Source organism: Empedobacter sp. GD03861 (assembly GCF_029840885.1).
Classification (GTDB): domain Bacteria; phylum Bacteroidota; class Bacteroidia; order Flavobacteriales; family Weeksellaceae; genus Empedobacter; species Empedobacter falsenii_B.
Genome location: NZ_JAOCDJ010000001.1, coordinates 25720 through 45322 on the forward strand (window position 1 = coordinate 25720; position 19603 = coordinate 45322).

Below are 19603 nucleotides of genomic sequence, written 5' to 3' on the forward strand. Positions count from 1 at the left end.
ATTCGAGAAGAAAAATCGTCATTCAATCAAAAGTTATGATAAACTTTAATAAAAAGTATGAATGAAAATCGTCTAAATAATGATAATTTTAAGAATTCAAATTCATTCTATTAGATTAATCATTCTCGCATGAAATATATTTATTTACTCGCATTATACTTTTGCTCGATTACAACTTTTGCGCAATCAAAATTGGAAACGGCTATAAAAAGTCTGGATACAAATTACGCTCAAGAAAAAGTTTATTTATTATTTGATAAGGAAAATTACATTGCTGGCGACAATATTTGGTTCAAAGCTTATACATTAAATGGCTACAAACCGAGCTTAATTTCTACAAATCTTATTGTAGAATTATACAATAAAGACAAAAAATTAATCGACCGAAAACTGGTTCCGATTGTGAACGGTGAAAGTGACGGAACGCTAAATACCAAAAACGAAAACGAGGAAGGAATTTACTTTGTAAGAGCCTACACAACGTACATGACTTTCTTCTCAGAAGAATTTCAATACATCAATCAAGTTAAAATATTTAATCCAAATTCTAAGTTAAAACTTGTTCCAAATCCAAATTTAAAATGGAATGCGAAAGCTTTTGCGGAAGGTGGGAATTTTATTCAAAATCAAACAACTAAATTTGCTGTAAGATTAAAATCGGACGGAGATTTACCAAAAAAATGGAATGGTTTTGTATTTGAGAAAAATAATCCTGCCAATAAAATTACAACATTTGATAATTTAGATGAGAATGTTGCGACTTTTGCGTTGAGAGCTGAAGAAGGCAAATCTTATCAAGTGCAATTGAACGACGAAAAAGGAAATCAACAAATTATTGATTTACCCGAAGCTAAAAAAGATGGAATTCTGTTAAAAGTTGTTAGAAATAGCAAAGATATTGTGATTCAATTAAAAAGTATCAATCAAGAAAATCCTTTATTGAATTATAAAATTATTGGAACAATTAACAACGAACTTGTGATGAGTTCTCAAATTGTAAAAAGTGTGGAATCGGTTTCAACTTATGTTCCAAAAGAGGTTTTAGACAATGATAAAGGTATTTTGAACATTGCCATTTTTGATGCAAATGATATTGAAGTTGCCAATCGTTTGATATTTATCAATCCAAAAGAATCATACAAAAAACCAGAAATTTCTTTCGAAACAACAACAAATCCTCGAGAATTAAATACAATTAAGGTAAAATATCCTGAAGAAATTAATTTTTCGGCTGTTATCAAAGATCAAAAAAATAATGATGAAGACAATTTAATTTCTGCGATGTTGTTGACAAGAGATTTTAGTTCGAAAATTAATCATCCAACTCAATATTTTAAAAATAATGAATTCTCAGAAAATCTTGATGCGCTTTTAATAACAGAAAAATGGAAAAGATTTAATTGGGAAGATTTAGTGGTTGGAAACATCGTAAAACCTACTATTGACAATGATCGTAGATATCTTTCGTACAAAGTAAAAGCGTACAATAACGGAAGAGAATTGAGCAATGCTTCGTTGAGTATTATCTATAAAATGCAAAATAATGGAAAAGAATTTGCTTCGCTTGATACGGATTATGAAGGAAACTTCGAGATGAATAATTTGTTCTATTATGGGCCAATGGCGATGAATTATTTCTTGAATTCAGAAAATGGAAAACCTGCCAATAGCGGAACTTTAACTTTATCTGTTGTACCAAATTATAAAAGCACAAGTTATAAATCTAAATTGCCAGCAACGCCTTATTTATTAGAAGAAATCACAAATAAAGAGGAAATCGAGAAACAAAATACGTATAAACAGAACATCAAAATCATCAATGATAAAAGTATTCGCTTGAAAGAAGTTGTTGTAAAAGCGGACAAAAAAACGAAAACAGAGAAGCTGAACAATGAATTAAGTAGCGGAATGTTTAATAATATAAACGAAACTGTGATAGATTTTGTGAACGAATCTCAGCCAATAGAAGGTTATACAAATATTATGGACTTTTTAGCGGGACGAGTTGCAGGATTAACGGTTTCTAATGGAGTTCCTAAAATTAGAAATTCTGAGGTTGCAATTTATTGGAACGAAATGAAAATGACTGCGGATAATATAACCAGCATTAATCCTAGAGATATTGCAATGGTAAAAATTTTCAAAGGTGCTGGTTTACTTGGAAATGCAATTGCGATTTACTCGAAACGAGGAAGTGATGCGCCAGTTGATAACACGCCGATGTTACCAAATAATTTAATTCAGATTGGTGGCTACAATCAATCTCTGCCATATTTTAGCAATGATGATTACGAGTCGCTTTACAACGATGTTCCGAATGACATAAGAAGTACTTTATTTTGGAATCCTAATTTGTATACAGCTCCAGGAGAAGACACAGAAATAGAATATTTCAACAACGATAAACCAAAAGATTATCAATTAACTATAATTGGTTTCGATGAAAAAGGAAATCCTGTTTATTATGAAGGAAAAATAAATTAAATCAAAAACCTCAAGAGATTCTCGAGGTTTTTGGTTTTAATCAAATTCGTCGATAATATAGTAGGGTTTGTCGATTTTAAAGTTCAAAAAGAATCGATTTGGAGAATATTTGTTTAAAATTAATTCAACATGAAAACATTTATTCAACTTATCATTTTATTTAGCTCAAGTTTTCTATTTGCTCAAAATTATACTCTAACAGGCGAAGTTACGGAGCAAAACAAAGCGCTTCCTTATGTTGATATTACCATATCTAATCAAGATACAATTATCAATTTAACAACAGATGAACTTGGAAAATTCACTATTGAAGCAAAGAAAAATACGTACAAATTTGAAATCAGCTATTTTGAGGAAATTGTTTTTGAGAAAGATATTCAATTGAATAATTCTATCGATTTAGGAAAGATTGAAATTAAAACATCTACAAACTTGAAAGAAGTTGTCGTTGGAGCAGAAAAGAAAATCATGGAACGAAAAATCGATCGTTTTATTTTCAATGTAGAAAACTCTACTTCAGCTGCTGGCGGAACTGCAATGGATGTTTTGCGCATCACTCCTGGTTTGAATGTAACAAATGATAATATTGCGGTTTCTGGAAAAAATTCTGTAATGGTTTTGATTGATGACAAACCAACTTATATGTCACAAACGGATTTGATTAATTATTTGGAAAGTATTAGCGCTTCTGATATTTCAAAAATTGAAGTCATCACGACTCCGCCTGCAAAATATGAAGCAGAAGGAAATAGTGGAATTATAAATATTGTAACAAAAAAAATAAAAAATAATAGCTGGAATTCCACTATTGGAGCATCATATACGCGAAGTAAAAGAAACACAGAGCGCTACAATGCAGCTTACAATTTACAAAAAGATAAATGGACAGTTCAGACTTCGTTGAATGCTGGAGATAGAAGATTTCTGAGAACATGGAACAACGAATTATTTTTCTCTGATGCGTGCAGACACAACATTTCTTACACAGATTATATCAACAAATATCTAGGAGGACGATTCTCTGTTGATTATAAATTAACCGATAAATGGACAATTGGTTCTAAATTTTCATTCAACAATTCGAAATATAATTCAGAAAATCCACAAGAAATGTTTTTCAAGAATTTAGCGAACGAAGTTTATCAAACAAATAAAGGAAATTCATTCGAAAATGGTAAGACGAATCAATCTTTGGTCAATCTTTATTCTGAATTTGCACTTGATTCATTAGGTAAAAAGATTTCATTTGATGCCGATTACGCCAATTATTCATCTCCTATGAATAGAACTTATGCAACCAATTCTTACAAAAATAATCAGTTAATAGAAGATTCTTTTTTTGGTGGAAAAAGTAATTTAAACAATCGTATTGAGAATTTTTCATCTAAAATTGATGTAGAACTTCCTTTAACAAATTTCAATTGGAGTTTTGGGGCTAAATTTTCGCAATCAAAATCAAATAATTTGGTTGAAGCATATAAAGCAGACGAAAATTACAACTATACATTTGATGAAAATTTGTCGAATCTTTTCAAATACAAAGAAAATAACGAAGCAATTTATTTGAACGGAAGTAAAAAGTTTGGAGAAAAATGGCAGATGCAAGCTGGTTTGAGATTAGAAGCAACACAAACAGAAGGTTTTTCGAGAGAAAATAATCAAACGAATAAAACAGATTATATCAAACTGTTTCCGTCATTTTATTTGTTGCATACTTTTGATAAAAGTAAAAGTTTAGGAATTAATTATTCGCGTCGTATCAATCGTCCAAATTACGAAAGTTTAAATCCTTTTCGAATGATACAAAACGAATATGTTTACAACGAAGGAAATCCTTTTTTGAAACCAGCTTTTACACACAATTTAGAACTTACTTTTACTTACAAAAAATTTGATACTCGACTTTATTATTCAAGTTTGAGAGATGGTGTCAATCAAGCTTCAATCATTGATGAGAACACAAAACATAATACTTTTGTTTGGATGAATTTTGTAGATTCGGATAGCTTTGGTTTGAGCCAAAATATGACGATAAATCCTACAAAATGGTGGTCAAGCGTTACTACTTTTGAAGTTTCTTATTCGAGCGCAAATGTTGCAATTTCTTCTAAGCGATTCAAAGGTTGGTCGAGTTCATTATTTTCGACAAATGATTTTACGCTTAATCAACAAAAAACGATGTTTATTAACTTGATTTATTTTCAAAATTTTGGAGAAACTTTCCAAAATTATAAACTAAAACCTTATGCTCGTTTCAATCTTTCGTTCAAATATTTGATGTTAGATAAAAAATTAGAATTGAGTTTGAATGCAACAGATATTTTCAAAGCGCAAGAATATTTATCACAAAATAACAATGGAATCGTACAAACTTTTGCGAATGTATGGGATACTCAAAGCATAAGAATTGGATTGAATTATAAATTCGGAAGTAATAAATTATCAGTAAAAAATCGCGAAACTGGAAATCAAGATGAAGTAAATAGAATGTAAAAATAATAAAAAAAGACGATTTTATAAAATCGTCTTTTTTTATTTAAAACCTCGCTTGCACTTGCACACTTCCCGTATGTATTGGCTTATTTTCTTCGGTTTTTCGTCCATCATACGAAATATTCAATTGCAAAAAACTTGTGATTTGCCGTTGGATTTGCAACTGCCAAACAAAATTATTTCCAGCGCGCAAACCTTCCATCATTTGATTTCCAACAACAGATTCTTGGTTTCCGATAAATTTATTGTTGATAAAACTAAAACTTCCCAACAAACTCATTTTATCCGAACCGTTCCATTGAATTTCTGTTCCCAAATCCGACTGATTTAATTGCTCTTCACCCGAAACATTCTTCTTATTTTGATAATTATAAAACAACGACGCAACAAGATTTTTTTCTGTTTGATACGTAATTTTTGGTGATAAACGAAGATTATTTAACTTATATCGTCTACTCAAAAATAATTCAGAATCGCTGTTAATCACCATATATTCAGTATCGAAACTTGCGATTAGATCTTGCAAAATCTTATAACGCGCTTGCAACAAATAACTGTCTGAATCACGGTATTCAGAACCTGTGTAAACATACGTTTGGGATTGTTGTTGATTGTAAATAAAATTTGACGACCATTTATATTGTGTTCCTTGATTAAAGAAAATCGACGAACGAATACTTCTTGTTTTACCTAAAATTTGAGCCGAATTCGTAAAAGGATTCCATTCTAACGTCGTTCCTTCTTTGCGCAACGAGTTACTTGCCGAGATATTTTGTTGAAACATCCAACGATTCCAGAATTCATTTTCGGTATTAAAAACTTGTTTTGGACGAAAACGCAACGTAAAATTGAATTGATTTTTATTCGTTTTCAAATACTCGATTGTATTCGTATACACGCGAATATAATTTGCTTGGTCGATAAATTCTGCCACTTCAAACTCGTCAATTTGCTCAATTCCATCGCCGTTATAATCCGTCCATTTGTAAATTCCCATTCCATCCGAAACTTTTACATACTGAAATTCACGCTGCGGTTCCACACCGCTTCCCACTTCATAATCTACATTTAATTGTAAACCTTGATTGAAAAAAGCTTTGTACCATTTTACGCTTCCTGTCATAAAATCTTCGTTCGGCGCATCTAAAAATTGATAATTAACTCGTCGATAATGGAAATTTAAATTTAATTGATGATTTTGTTTTTGTATTAATGTTGAATTAAAAATAGCTCCTTTACTTTGTTGAATATTTTGCCAAGTCCCTAAACGAACCGAATCGTCTTGACGTTGATAAACCGTCAAATCGATTTTATGACCAAGCGAATCTGCAAAACCTCCTTTCAACTGAAATTCATTCCATTTAAAACTTAAATCTGATTTTTGATTTTTTGTCAAATCATCCATGTCATTATTCTCGCCCCAAACTCTCGCTCCAACCCAAAATTTATTTCCAATTTTTCGTTTTCCATCTACCATATAACGCGCAAAATTGGTATTTTGAAGCGTTGCTTTTGTTGATAAAATATTTGCTTGCGCAACGATTTCGTCTTTTTCAGTTTTATAATTTGCATCAAGTTGATTTCTCAAACCTTTGTACAAACCAGTATTTTCAAGATAATCGAATTTATATTGTGCATTAAATTTTTCTTTCCAAGATGAATTGATTTTTGCTGTGATAAAATTCTGATTTACGCCACTTAATTCTTGTTCCAAATTAAAATCTCGTGCAAATTCAACAGCTCGTAAACGCTCTGCACTTTTATAATTTTTATTAATAAAATTCCATTCCGCATAAGGTGTAATTTTCCAATTTTTGAAAGAAAATGTTTTTTCACCATAAACACGAGTTGCTAAACCAGAATTGTTTTGATCATCAATCGATGAAAATAAATTTTGATCATAATTACTCAAACCTAAATTAAAACCAACATTTCCATTATTTCTCAATTGATATTGTCCATTCAACGTATAAATCTGCAACTTTTTAGGCGAAATTAATTGCTTTATTGGTTCATAATCACCTTGTAAAACTCCAGCAATTGCTTCGTTATATTGAAAGACTTTCCCATTTTGATTCGCATTTATTTGTCGATAATTTCCTTGATTAGCGCCAACATACGTGAAAGCCACTTGATACAATTCATCGTTTGGATCCGTCGAATATTCAAAAATATCTAATCCATTTTGATTTACTTTTCGATACAAGATTTTATTCGAATCATACGTCGTTTTCTCTGCAGAAATGGTGTACATTTTATCTGGATCATTCCCTGCATTTGCCAAAATTTGCTTTTCAGCATCTGTCAAATCATTTCCAAGTGAATTATTCTTCGAATCTCCTTGAGAAAAGAAAAAACCTGACAATTTCAATCGTTCCGATTCGTATTCAGCTCCACCATAAAGTAAAACTTGTGAATAATTTCGAGAATTGTACAAATACTCCACATTAATACGCGTATTTGCGGTAATCAATCGGTTTGAAGTGAAAGAAATTTCTCCTGTATTGTAATTAATTACATAATCATTTTGCTCGCCACGCTCCAACAAAACACCATCAATATATACTTTTTCACTTCCCGAAATAATAATCACATACAATTCATTATTCTTTCCAGAAAGCCTGTAAGGACCTTGATTTCCGTCTTGTCCAACAAAATTAACACGCATAAATTCACCTCGTGTAATGCTTCCAGAAGCAAAAATATTGGTCGACGATTTTTCGCTTTTTAACTGAGTTGACAATTGTAAACCTGTTACTTTTTGATTAAATGGATTGAAAAAATCTCGTTCTTGATTGGTATTAATATCAATATGTCCAGCTCTAATTTTCGAATTTTTACTGGCTAATTCGATGTAAACTTTATCAAATTCTTGCAGATTTTGCGTGTATCCATCCGATTCTATTGGCACATTATTATCCGCAATCGCCGCATTTACTGTAATATCATCCGATAATTTTCCTGACAATTCCAAATCCAACGAAGATTGCACAGACGCACTTTGATTATTCCCAAAACGAATACCACGAACCATCGAACCTTTACTATTCAAACCATCAAAAACATCTTTGTTCGCTTGTTTTGAATTCGGTTCTATTTGATGAAAAATATCAACTGGTTTTGCATCATTAACAATGATATTCGGATTTTTGGCATAAAAAACAGATTCGGCTAATTTTGGATTAACAAAATACTGAATTTTCACCATTTGTTTGGCGATTGAAGAATTGAAATAAACCTCGTTTCGTTCAAAATTTATCGTATAAAATTCTTTTGAAATTGGATTTCCTGTTGAATCTAAAATTTGAAATTTTTCGGATAAAATTCCTTTATTTTGAAGCTTTATCGTATCAGAAAGTTGAACAGAATCTTGTCTAAAATTAGGATTTTTCCACCCAAAATGTTGAGCAAAAACAAAACTGTTCACTAACCAAAAACATAGAAAAAATAGAATCCGAAACTGCAAAAGATTTTATTAGAATAACGAAAATTTAAGCTAAAAATTTTACTCGAAATTTAATCACTTTTTTTGAATCAAATAATAGTTTCTTTGGATACGATCGTTATAATTTTTTTGATTTTTTGAAGAATGATTCAAATCGACCACACCAATTTTTTTGATTGAATAATTATTGAAATGATCCGCAAAAAAAGTAGAATCTGACGGACTTGCTAACATTCCAAATTTCTCTTCTTTCGGAAAGATAGTTTTCTTTCCATCGTTAATTGCAGGAATTGAAGTCCCATAATCCAACACTATTTCAGGAACAAAACTTTGCCATTCGTATGTTTTGATTTGATTTTGTTGTTCTAATTTTTTCAGATTTTTAGCAGAAGAATACAATTCTTCGGAAAAAGTTAATTTAGAAAGTGGAAATCCAAATGCTACAACCGAGCACATCAATAAAATAGTTGAGTAAAATATCTGTTCAAATGATTTTATCTTCAATCCTTTAAAAATTGAGATTCCTAAAATTAATCCAACAACAGCAAAAGGAATCGACCAAATTAAAAATTCTGACAAACGATCTTTTGTATAAATAAAAACACCAACTGAAATCGCAATTCCTATTATTCCGTATAAACCAAACGTAAAATTGGTAAAATATCGTTCGGTTTTATTTGATAAATTTTTGAATTCTAATCGTAAATATTCGATGTAAAAGCCAATATTCATCGCTAATGGAATTAAAACTGGTAATAAATATCTTGATTTTTTTTCTGGAATTACAGATAATAAAACCACCGATAAAATTGTCCATAACCAAGCAAATTGATAAGCTTTTTTGTTTGCAACTTTATTTTTTAGATAAGGATAAATCAAGCTAACCAAAGCTGGAATTGTCCATAAACCCGATTGCGTAAAGAAACTCCAATAATAATAAATTGGGCGAGTGTTGTAACTGTGCCAATTGTTTACTTCTTTTTGAGAAGCTGCTAAAAAATGTTCTGCATCAAAGTATTTGACATACATCATCCATGCAAATCCTACAACGCAACCTAATATTATCGTTAAAATTGTGATTCCTAAATTTCTTCCTAATTTGTATCTATAAACAATAAAATAAGCAATTAAAAACGGTAAAAATAACGCATACAACGAAACTGGACCTTTGCTCATTATCGAACATCCTAACAAGAAAAATGCAGCAATAAAGTTGAAAAAATTAAATTTTGATGATTGAAATTCTTTCACTAAAAACAATATCGCTCCCATCACAAAACTATGCGTGTACATGTCCCAATTGTTGTCTCTTCCAGAGAAAAACACGTAAAATGAAGTAATTAAAACCAATGAAGAATTAACAACTTGTTGTTTTGTTAAATCGAAATGCGTTAATGTTTTATAGAACCAAACGACCAATAAAATGGTAATTAGAACAACTGGAATGCGTAACCAAAAAAAGTTTTCGAAACCAAAAACACTTCCAAAAGCAGCGGTAATCCAAGTTGGTAAAGGTGGCTTTTCATAGCGAGGCAAGCCGTTAAGCGTAGTAAAAATCCAGTTTCCATCGTGTACCATTTCTCGCGCCGAAATAATGTTTCGAGCTTCCATAATGTTCGTTTGTAAAACGCCAAGATTGACAAACAACATCAAAATTGTTACGATGATTAAAAATAAAACTGAATTTTGCTTAATCCACTGAACCATTTTTTTCTTTTCGTTTGATTAATATATTTCGAGCATAAACGATAAATCCCATAAAATGACCAACAAATAAGACGGGATCTTTTCGAATAATCGCGTAAGTTAAAATCAACAATGATCCTGTTAAACTAATGGCCCAAAATCCCATTGGTAATTGCGATTCGTGTTTTCGTTCGGAATAAATCCATTGATAGACGAAACGAAATGTGAAAAGTACCTGAGATACGACTCCTAAAGATAAAAGCCACATCGGAATTTTTTCGTTTTTGAATAATAAATCTACATCAAAAATTCCGTTATTGAAACCATATAAAACAATTAATGCAGGAAAAATATACAAGAAAATGCGTACTATTTTCGGAAATTCTTTCCAATGATTTTGAAGTTGAATATTTCTTATATAGATATAATACGTCAATGTTTGTCCCAACATAATCGAAAAATCATGACGTAAATAACCATATAAAAATAGCAAAACAGAGGCAAACAAGCTAACTTCCCAAAATAATTTTGGTGTAAGAACTTTCTTATTCTTTTCGGAAACAATCCATTGTAAAATAAGACGACTCGAAAAAAGTACTTGTGCAAGAAAACCAATACTGATGATAACCCAATTTGGCATTACGCTCTTTCTTGAATTTTATAATTGATGTATTTTTTCTTCATCCAAACAAATGCAAAACAATCCATTAACGGTCCTAATAAACGGTTCCATAAATTGAATTTTGATTCGCCTGCAATACGAGGAAAATGCTTGACAGGAACTTGAGTAACCGTTCCATTTTGTAATAAAATCATAGCTGGTAAAAAACGGTGCAATCCTTTGAACATCGGAATTTTTTTCGCTTTTTCAGCATCTATAACTTTTAATGGACAACCCGTATCATCCATTCCATCATTGGTAAATGCTCTACGAATAGAATTGGCAATTTTAGATGACATGTTTTTCACGAAAGAATCTTTGCGATCTGCACGAACTCCAGTCACCAAATCATATTGATCTGCTAACGCTAATAATTTATTGAAATCTTCTGGATCAGTCTGTAAATCAGCATCGATATAACCAACCCATTTTGATTCCACTGTATCAAAACCAGCTTTTATAGCAGCAGATAAACCATAGTTTTTGTCAAAAGAAATATAATGAAAAGCTTGATTTCTATTACAAATCTCTTTGATAAGAGCCAAACTTTTGTCTTTAGAACCATCATTAATCAATAAAATTTCAGTCTGTTTTATTGACTTTGACAGATATTGATTCATTGTTTCTTCCAATCTTATCAAGTTATCTTCCTCATTATAAATTGGGATGATAATTGTAAACTCTGTTGACATTTTTAAATTATTTCAGAGGACAAAGCTATGAAATAATCAAACGAAATTAAAATATTTTTGTTGAAGCTAATTTATTTCATATCAAACCAATACAAACTTTATTTAATGATAAAAAACAGCTTTTTTAAACCAATAATTTATCCATTTCTTGAATAAGAATACCCTTATCTTCATTATTAATCAAGACTACAGCATTCCCGTTTCCATAAGGTTTATAACGCTCTAAGAAGCTTTGATCTTTAAACAAACCAATTGTTTTTGTAGGCGCTGCACAACTCAAATGCATCATACCAGAATCGGCTGCAATCACAAATTCACAACTTTTCATCACGGCTGCAATTTCTCTCACATCTTTACTGTAATAAGTAGGCAATCTATGATTTAGCATCGAAATATTTTCGACAGGTAAAATTTCAATTAGATTATATTCTTGCGAATATTTTGGATAAAATAAATTATAAAATTCTATCCACCATTCCTCATCATAACATTTTACACCTGTTGCATACGTAAAAAACGCCAACGTTCTCTTTGAAGGATCTTGAATCAATTCATTTAACATTTCTATTCCTTTTGTAGACTCTTGCTCTGTTAACTGAATATTTAGAGTTGGAATATTTAGAGTTTCTTCTTGATTTTTAAATAATTCTAAATATTTTCTGAATTGATGAACTGGATATTGTGCTTGATGAATATGAATTTCTTGATTCGAATTCATTTCAAATTCATTCCCAAAAATTTTATACTTAGAATTCGCAAAAGAAGTTGAAAGTCGTCCTGAAGATGAATTTTTATCAACATTAATCACTAAATCGTAATCCTTTTTCTTGATTTTTAGCCAAACTTTAGCGTATTGAATCAATTCTTTGAAAGGTTTTTTAGGTAATTCAATAATTTGATCAACTTGAGGATAGTTCTCAAAAATAATCGGAGCGACCTTTCCTTTTACAAATAAGTCAATTTTAACATCAGGATTATATCGGATAATTTCCTGAATCAAAGGTGTAATCAATAGAATATTCCCCAGACGCTGATTGGGTCTGTTTATCAGCACTCTATTAAGTTCAAGAGGTTTTTCTTTGTCTACTTTTGGTAAATTACCATCACCTATTCCTCCTGTTAATCGACGCATAATTGTACGACGAAAATGATTGACTGATTTTTTAAAACTCATTAAAAAGGATTCATTAAAAAAATACCTTTATTGTATTTCTTATTTTTCCACGAAACTATGTAAACTATTGGTAATTACGAAATATTTTCTTCATAAAAAAAGATCTCTTATCGAGATCTTTAAATTATTTTGTTTTCGTAGGACGAACTTCTATTTTACTTGGCAAAACATTTGGATTCATTTTCAATAAATCAACGACCATTTGTCCTAAATCTTCGGGCTGAATTTTCCATCCATCCTCAGAATTTGGCACATGATCATTAAAATTTGAAGTCACAGAACCAGGCATAATCGTTGTACATTTGATATCATAATTTCTCAAATCTAACATCGCAGCCTGCGTAAAACCAACAACGCCAAATTTCGAAGCATTGTAACCAGCTCCATTCGCAAAGAAATTTGTTCCCGCCAAAGAAGCAATCGAAATATAATATCCTTTCGAAACTTTTAATGCTTCAACTGAAGCTTTTATCGTATGAAAAACTCCCGTCAAATTTGTATCAATCATCGCATTCCAATCTTCTAAAGAAAGTTCATCAACTGGCGCAAATTTTCCTAAACCAGCATTTGCAATCACAATATCCAAACGTCCAAACGCAGAAATAATTTGCTCAATTGCATTTTGTTCATCTTCGAAATGTCTCACATCCGACTGAATAGCCAATACATTTTGATTTCCTAAATAATGACGAGCTTTTTCAACATCATCAATGTTTCGTCCAGAAATTGCCACTTTCAAACCATTTTCTACCAATGATTTTGCAATTCCTAATCCAATTCCTTTTGTTCCCCCCGTTATATAAGCTACTTTACCTTCTATATTTTGCATAATTATTTTAGTTTTATTTTTGGTTCAGCCAATTCCATTTACCATCTTTTCGGTAAATAAATCCGCCTTCTTTCGCATTATCTTGATGCACATAAATCGCATCATAATCTAAAGTTACGATTTCATTTTTAGAAACTCCATTTAAATTTCGTTTCACTCCATCTTTATAATTCGAATAAAGTGGCGTTCCTTTCGGAATCATCATCAACGTTCCGAAATCATAATTTGTAATTTTGAACGGATCTTTTGCTCCTCCCAAACCATAAATTTGACTTCCAGTTTTCATGTTATTCACAATAAATAAACGGATATTTCCTTTTGTATCAATCATTCTATACAAATAATCAACCACGCCATCTCCAAAAAAATCGCCTTTTATTGCGAAACATTTATAAGCTGTAGCCAAATAAAATTCACTAAAAGCTGGATGTGTAGAAATTTCGGTTTCGAATTGATTGACAAAATTTTGTTGTGTAATTAAATAACCACTAAACGCATACAAATCGCCTTGAGCAGAAGAATCGTTGACTCCTTCATCCAAAATTAATTTCGAGGCACTAACATCTAATTTTACCCAATTTCCACTTTTTGCTTTCCCATTATCTTTGATAGCAAACGCTTCACCTTTTTCTGAAATTTTAACAGGATAACCATACGGAATTTTACCTATTCGTTTTCCATTAGGACTTGTTCTAACAGTCAATCCTTCTTGTGCTATAACTTGATAAATTTCTTGTGAAAACACAACAGAACTCATCATCAAAATGAATCCAACAACTATTTTTTTCATGATGTAAAATTAAAAAGCTTCAAGTAATCTTGAAGCTTTTATATGAACTATTTTAAATTAAAATTTATCAAGAATTCTTAGTCTTTTTATTTTCTTTTACAATTCGATAAGCGATGTAAAGGAAGATCAACCAAACTGGAATTAATTCTACTGAAATTTTAAGTCCTGTAAACCACATAATCACTAAAATTCCAAATAAGAAAATTAGACAAATATAATTACTGATAGGATACAAGAAAGATGGAAATAATGTTTTTGTATTCTCTAAATTCTTTTGTTTTCGGTATTTAAGATGTGTTATCGAAATCATAATCCAGTTAATTACCAACGAAGAAACCACTAAAGACATCAATACATGAAATGCATCTTCTGGAATTATTTTATTAATTAAAATACAAATTGCTGCGAAAAAAGATGAAACTAAAATCGCCATAACAGGGACGTGATTTTTGTTTAATTTTTTTAAGAATTTAGGCGCATTTCCTTGTTCTGCCAAACCATATAACATTCTACTATTACTGTAAACAGAGCTATTGTAAACTGATAAAGCAGCCGTCAAAACAATAATGTTTAGTGCATTGGCAATTAATCTTGAAAAATCAATTGTGTTACCAAAAATATTTAGTTTCAAATGATTCAAATTCTCAAAAACCATTACAAAAGGACTACTTTTATCCGTAATCGTTTCCCAAGGAGCTAACGAAAATAAGATAATTAATGCTCCAACATAGAAGATTAAAATTCTATAAATTACTTGATTGGTTGCTTTTGGAATTGTTTTTTCTGGATTTTTAGCTTCAGCAGCTGTGATGCCAATCAATTCTAAACCTCCAAAAGAAAACATAATAAGAGCCATTGCGGCGAATAATCCACTAAAACCGCCTTCGCTATTACCAGATAACCAACCTTTTGGAAAAAAACCTCCGTTGTTCCAAAGATTTTGTATTGTTGCTTGTTCACCTCCAGTTCCGCTTATTAATAAGTAAGCTCCGAAGATTATCATAGCAATAATGGCAATTACTTTGATGATAGAAAACCAAAATTCAGCTTCACCAAACATTTTTACAGAGCCTAAATTCAATGCATTAATTACAATAAAAAAAAACAAACTTGACGCCCATAATGGGATTTCTGGCCACCAAAATTGTACATAAATTCCGATTGCAGTCAACTCGGACATACTCACCAAAACATAAAGAATCCAATAATTCCAACCAGAAGCAAATCCAGCAAAAGATCCCCAATATTTATATGCAAAATGACTAAAGCTTCCTGAAACAGGCTCGTTAACAACCATTTCTCCTAATTGGCGCATAATAAAAAAGGCTATAATTCCTGCAATTGCATATCCCAAAATAACAGATGGTCCAGCTAAAACAGCAGCAGGTCCAATTCCTAAAAACAAACCAGTTCCAATCGCGCCACCTAAAGCAATCAATTGAATATGTCGGTTAGTAAGGCCTCTTTGTAATTCTTTTTCTTCAGTATTATTTATTTGACTCACGTGTGATGTATTAATTTGTTAAATATATGTAAAAACTATTTTCTAAAAGAACAATTTGAAGAATTGTCTTGTTTGAATTAATATAAAGAAAATGCTTTAATAATAAATTTTATTCATGTTAAATCGTATAAAATAAAAGAAAGTATTCAACTAAATTCCTAATTTTATAAAAATCAATCTTATGAAAAAATTATTTTTCACTTTTTTACTGACATTATTTACCTCTGTTCAGCTTTTTGCAGATGGACCTTTTTTATATTCTTTACCTTTTGGTTCGAGAGTTTATCCTGATGAAACGATCTTAGAAAAAACGAAAGAAAAAGGAATTGATTATTCTACTTTCGAAAAATATATGTTGGATAATAATATAGAATTAGGCAAAAAAGTTGGGCTTCTTTCTGAACTCGAAGTTTATTTTGTGGTGAATGATAATCAAAAATCATATTTTGTTGATTATAAAGAGAAATTTAAAAAGTCAGTTGGAAAGAAATTTGGAACTAAAACTCCAATCAATGAACGATTTTTAATTGCGTTGATGGATGATTACGATATAGAATCTCCTAAAGTAGAAGTATATCAAAAATTTGTTGATGAAAATCCTCAAAGTAAAACGATGCAATTTGTGAATATTTTTGCTTATAATTTTAATCTTATTTGGGATGATGATAAAAAAGATTATTCTTCTATGAATGATTTTATAGAAAAATATCAAGATAATTGTTTGCAAAATTTTGAGAGTTTTAACAACGATACTTCTGCCGATATTTTTTCTGAATTTGAAGAGATTATTGCGTTAGGATACAATTGCGATTATGCTTTGAATGTCTTGCTCCTGCAAATAATCGATTGAATATTCTGAATCAAAAAACAGGATTTACTTTAAATAAAATTGCAAATGCAGAACCAATTCCAAGAATGGTTGTGACGTCAAATGCTTCTCAAATTGGATTGTCGGCTTATGAATGGTTAGGTGAGGAAATGATGTTAATTTCAAGCTTGAAAATTTCGGATGAAGAGAAAACTCTTCTGAATTATTTTGCCGTAAATGAAACATACAATTATATCAATCATGTCAACAATCTATATGTTTTATTTGAAGCGATTCAGAAAATGCCCTCACAATTAGCGAAATCTGCGAATAATAAATCTGTTGAAAAAATTGCTGCAAAAGATAATTGGAAGAAAATAAATCAATTGTATGATGTATTGAAAAAGAATTTTCAAAAAGAGAATGAAATAGCTGTAGATTCTAGCTCAAACCTTGATGATTTGCGTAATTTGATTTATTATTTGTATCTCAATCCAAAAGAATTGTCAAAAGTTTATCAAAACTAATTATAACCGAAATATTAAATTTTTTCAAAGACTTTAATTCGTAAATGTTGTAGATTTTATTTTAAATTTATCTTCTAAATAACAAAAAAATGAAATCAATTTATTTTCTTGGATTGGGAGCTTTAGGAGCAAAATATGCAGCGAGTTTTTATGAATATAATCCAGAAATTGTAAGTGTAATTGTAGATGAGGAGCGAAAAAATCGATACGAAAAATCGCAAATTTTTGTGAATGATAAAGCGTATGATTTTAATTATGTCACAAAAATCGAGGAGAATAATTATCCAGATTATATATTTTTAGTCGTTAAAAGTTCACATTTACAGCAAGCGATAGAAGATATGAAGCCTTTTGTTGGTGAAAACACAATGATTGTAAGTTTGATGAACGGAATTTCTTCTGAACGTGTTTTGGCAGATCATTTTGGATGGGATCGTGTGGTGAATGCAGTTGCATATATGGATGCTGTAAAAGTTGATAATCGCGTGACGTTTTCGAGTATAGGAAAAATTATTTTTGGGAAAATGGATTCAATTAATCATGATAAATTAGTCGATTTACATGAATTGATGAATGTTGCTGAAATTCCAAATCAATTATCGGATGATATTCAGAAAGCGCAGTGGGCGAAATATTTGGTAAATGTTGTCGGAAATCAATTGACGTTTTTGTTGGAGTTTCCATATGGACAATTTCGTACCAATCAACATCTCGAGGTTTTAATGGATATGATTTCTAATGAAGTTCTTGCAGTTGGGAATGCACATGGAGTTGCAATTGGTCAAGAAGAAGTGGATCGAATGAAATCTACGATGAAAATTGTGGATGAATTTGGTAAAACTTCGATGTTACAAGATCGCGAAGCAAAACGATATTCGGAAGTGGATGAATTTGCAGGCGAAATTATCAGTTTAGGAAAACAATATAATATTCCGACACCTTACAACGAGTTCATTTATAATATGGTAAAATCAATCGAAGAAACATATTAAAATAGTCATAAAGTCATTCAATTTTGGATGACTTTTTTATTTGAAATCAATCGCTTTTGGATAAGCAACTTTCTGAATAATATAAATCGATAGCATAAAAAATATACTCATGATTAATGTTGCAACAGGTAAATATTTTATCGAGTCAGAAGGTAAAATCATTGGTAAAATAACCATTGCAAAAGCAGGAGGTAAGCGTAAATCTGTTAATTTCAAAATAAACATTACGATAATCAAATCGATCAAGCCAATGATTAACCAATTATCAAGATAATGCATTGTTAAACAACCAGCCATTGTAGCCATGAACATTACAAGAATACGTTTTAGACGTACGGTTAATTTTAATGTTGGATTATTTAAAGATTCAAAAGAAATTACGATAATAGGTGGAATAGCAGAGAAATGTGCAAAACCGCTAAAATAACAAGCTGTAAACCAAACTACACATAATCCGATTAACCATCTGTTATGGCTTGTATAAATCATTGGAACCGCATTTTCAGTTGGTTTTAGTTTGAATATTTTTATTGATAGAAAAAGTAAAAAGACAAATAGAAATATCGCATATAGAAATACAAAAGATTCTGTATTTGTAACAATTGGTAATAATCCCGTAGCTAATGCTGGCGCAAGTTGACTTTTAAAAATTTTCAAGACAATTAACATTGCAACCAATACCAATGCTAATTTGAATGATAATATAATCGGTAAAAAATTAATCCCAAATCCTAAAATAGCAGTTATGGATGGAAGTAAAAAAATATGAAATGGTCGTTGTAGCCATTTATTTTCTCGAAACGTTAAAATTCCGACAGATAATGCAGCAACTTCTGGTAAAATAATTTCTTTATCATCATAAATCATTGCTGTTCCAATCATGATTAAAATAAATAGAAAAGCGACAGAGTATGAGACAAAAGATTCTTTATTACCTAAGATAGATTTCATGAAATAAATGTATAAAAAAAACCTTTGCAAATATACAAAGGTTTTTGTCGGGGTGGCAGGATTCGAACCTGCGACCTCCTGCTCCCAAAGCAGGCGCGATGACCGGGCTACGCTACACCCCGATTCGGTCATTCAAAAAAAATGCGGAGAGACAGGGACTCGAACCCTGGCATCGGTTTCCCGATGACAGATTAGCAATCTGCTCCATTACCGCTCTGGCACCTCTCCTGGTTTTTAATAAAACGTGTGATCCAGTCAGGATTCGAACCTGAGACCTACTGCTTAGAAGGCAGTTGCTCTATCCAGCTGAGCTACTGGACCGATCCAAAAATTCATTGAATTTTGTCGGGGTGGCAGGATTCGAACCTGCGACCTCCTGCTCCCAAAGCAGGCGCGATGACCGGGCTACGCTACACCCCGATTCGGTCATTCTTTTACCATAAATCTTTCTATTTTCGGATGAAAATTTTGTCGGGGTGGCAGGATTCGAACCTGCGACCTCCTGCTCCCAAAGCAGGCGCGATGACCGGGCTACGCTACACCCCGATAGATTTCATTATCGTGGGT

14 protein-coding genes and 5 tRNA genes are annotated in these 19603 nt (G+C 31.2%); 5 read left to right on the forward strand and 14 right to left on the reverse strand.

The window, feature by feature from the left end; all coding sequences use genetic code 11:
* The first annotated feature begins 129 nt into the window (after positions 1–129).
* Positions 130–2484, forward strand: coding sequence for a hypothetical protein (locus tag N5D03_RS00115; protein ID WP_280050624.1), 2355 nt, complete (start codon positions 130–132; stop codon positions 2482–2484).
* Between the two features lie 129 nt (positions 2485–2613).
* On the forward strand, positions 2614–4977 hold the full coding sequence (locus N5D03_RS00120) for a TonB-dependent receptor (RefSeq protein ID WP_280050625.1): 2364 nt from the start codon (positions 2614–2616) through the stop codon (positions 4975–4977).
* 43 nt (positions 4978–5020) lie between these two features.
* Here the strand turns inward: N5D03_RS00120 and N5D03_RS00125 are convergent, their stop codons facing one another.
* From N5D03_RS00125 to N5D03_RS00160, 8 genes are all read right to left on the reverse strand, one after another.
* The gene (locus N5D03_RS00125; RefSeq protein WP_280050626.1) at positions 5021–8404 is read right to left on the reverse strand and encodes a hypothetical protein; all 3384 of its coding nucleotides are present in this window, start codon (positions 8402–8404) and stop codon (positions 5021–5023) included.
* Positions 8405–8497: 93 nt separating this feature from the next.
* Positions 8498–10129: a glycosyltransferase family 39 protein gene (locus tag N5D03_RS00130; RefSeq protein ID WP_280050627.1), complete on the reverse strand. Its 1632-nt coding sequence runs from the start codon at positions 10127–10129 to the stop codon at positions 8498–8500.
* Complete coding sequence (locus tag N5D03_RS00135; protein WP_280050628.1) at positions 10113–10748, reverse strand: lipid-A-disaccharide synthase N-terminal domain-containing protein; 636 nt, start codon at positions 10746–10748, stop codon at positions 10113–10115. Before N5D03_RS00135 ends, N5D03_RS00130 begins: the two co-directional genes overlap by 17 nt.
* Positions 10748–11461, reverse strand: a complete 714-nt coding sequence (locus N5D03_RS00140; protein WP_280050629.1) for a glycosyltransferase family 2 protein — start codon at positions 11459–11461, stop codon at positions 10748–10750. The genes N5D03_RS00135 and N5D03_RS00140 overlap by 1 nt, the downstream gene beginning before the upstream one ends.
* Before the next feature lie 124 nt (positions 11462–11585).
* Positions 11586–12635: a glycosyltransferase family 9 protein gene (locus tag N5D03_RS00145; RefSeq protein WP_280050630.1), complete on the reverse strand. Its 1050-nt coding sequence runs from the start codon at positions 12633–12635 to the stop codon at positions 11586–11588.
* Between the two features lie 124 nt (positions 12636–12759).
* Positions 12760–13464: an SDR family oxidoreductase gene (locus N5D03_RS00150; RefSeq protein ID WP_038330800.1), complete on the reverse strand. Its 705-nt coding sequence runs from the start codon at positions 13462–13464 to the stop codon at positions 12760–12762.
* A gap of 13 nt (positions 13465–13477) precedes the next feature.
* Positions 13478–14254: a hypothetical protein gene (locus N5D03_RS00155; protein WP_038330802.1), complete on the reverse strand. Its 777-nt coding sequence runs from the start codon at positions 14252–14254 to the stop codon at positions 13478–13480.
* A gap of 67 nt (positions 14255–14321) precedes the next feature.
* On the reverse strand, positions 14322–15749 hold the full coding sequence (locus N5D03_RS00160; protein ID WP_125350020.1) for an amino acid permease: 1428 nt from the start codon (positions 15747–15749) through the stop codon (positions 14322–14324).
* Between the two features lie 190 nt (positions 15750–15939).
* Between N5D03_RS00160 and N5D03_RS00165 the strand changes: the two genes are divergently transcribed.
* The 3 genes from N5D03_RS00165 (at position 15940) to N5D03_RS00175 (ending at position 18085) form a co-directional block, all read left to right on the forward strand.
* The gene (locus tag N5D03_RS00165; RefSeq protein ID WP_221855474.1) at positions 15940–16608 is read left to right on the forward strand and encodes a hypothetical protein; all 669 of its coding nucleotides are present in this window, start codon (positions 15940–15942) and stop codon (positions 16606–16608) included.
* The gene (locus N5D03_RS00170) at positions 16563–17093 is read left to right on the forward strand and encodes a hypothetical protein (RefSeq protein WP_280050631.1); all 531 of its coding nucleotides are present in this window, start codon (positions 16563–16565) and stop codon (positions 17091–17093) included. Before N5D03_RS00165 ends, N5D03_RS00170 begins: the two co-directional genes overlap by 46 nt.
* A gap of 89 nt (positions 17094–17182) precedes the next feature.
* Positions 17183–18085 (forward strand): ketopantoate reductase family protein, encoded by a 903-nt coding sequence (locus N5D03_RS00175; RefSeq protein ID WP_125349990.1) that lies wholly within the window; start codon positions 17183–17185, stop codon positions 18083–18085.
* 36 nt (positions 18086–18121) lie between these two features.
* Here N5D03_RS00175 and N5D03_RS00180 read toward each other — a convergent pair whose 3' ends face one another.
* The 6 genes from N5D03_RS00180 to N5D03_RS00205 form a co-directional block, all read right to left on the reverse strand.
* The gene (locus N5D03_RS00180) at positions 18122–19036 is read right to left on the reverse strand and encodes a hypothetical protein (protein WP_125349989.1); all 915 of its coding nucleotides are present in this window, start codon (positions 19034–19036) and stop codon (positions 18122–18124) included.
* A 47-nt stretch (positions 19037–19083) separates the two neighbouring features.
* Positions 19084–19158: transfer RNA gene (locus tag N5D03_RS00185), tRNA-Pro, on the reverse strand.
* Between the two features lie 22 nt (positions 19159–19180).
* A tRNA-Ser gene (locus tag N5D03_RS00190) sits at positions 19181–19264 on the reverse strand.
* A gap of 19 nt (positions 19265–19283) precedes the next feature.
* A tRNA-Arg gene (locus N5D03_RS00195) sits at positions 19284–19357 on the reverse strand.
* Between the two features lie 24 nt (positions 19358–19381).
* Positions 19382–19456: transfer RNA gene (locus tag N5D03_RS00200), tRNA-Pro, on the reverse strand.
* 51 nt (positions 19457–19507) lie between these two features.
* Positions 19508–19582, reverse strand: a tRNA-Pro gene (locus N5D03_RS00205).
* Positions 19583–19603: the final 21 nt, after the last annotated feature.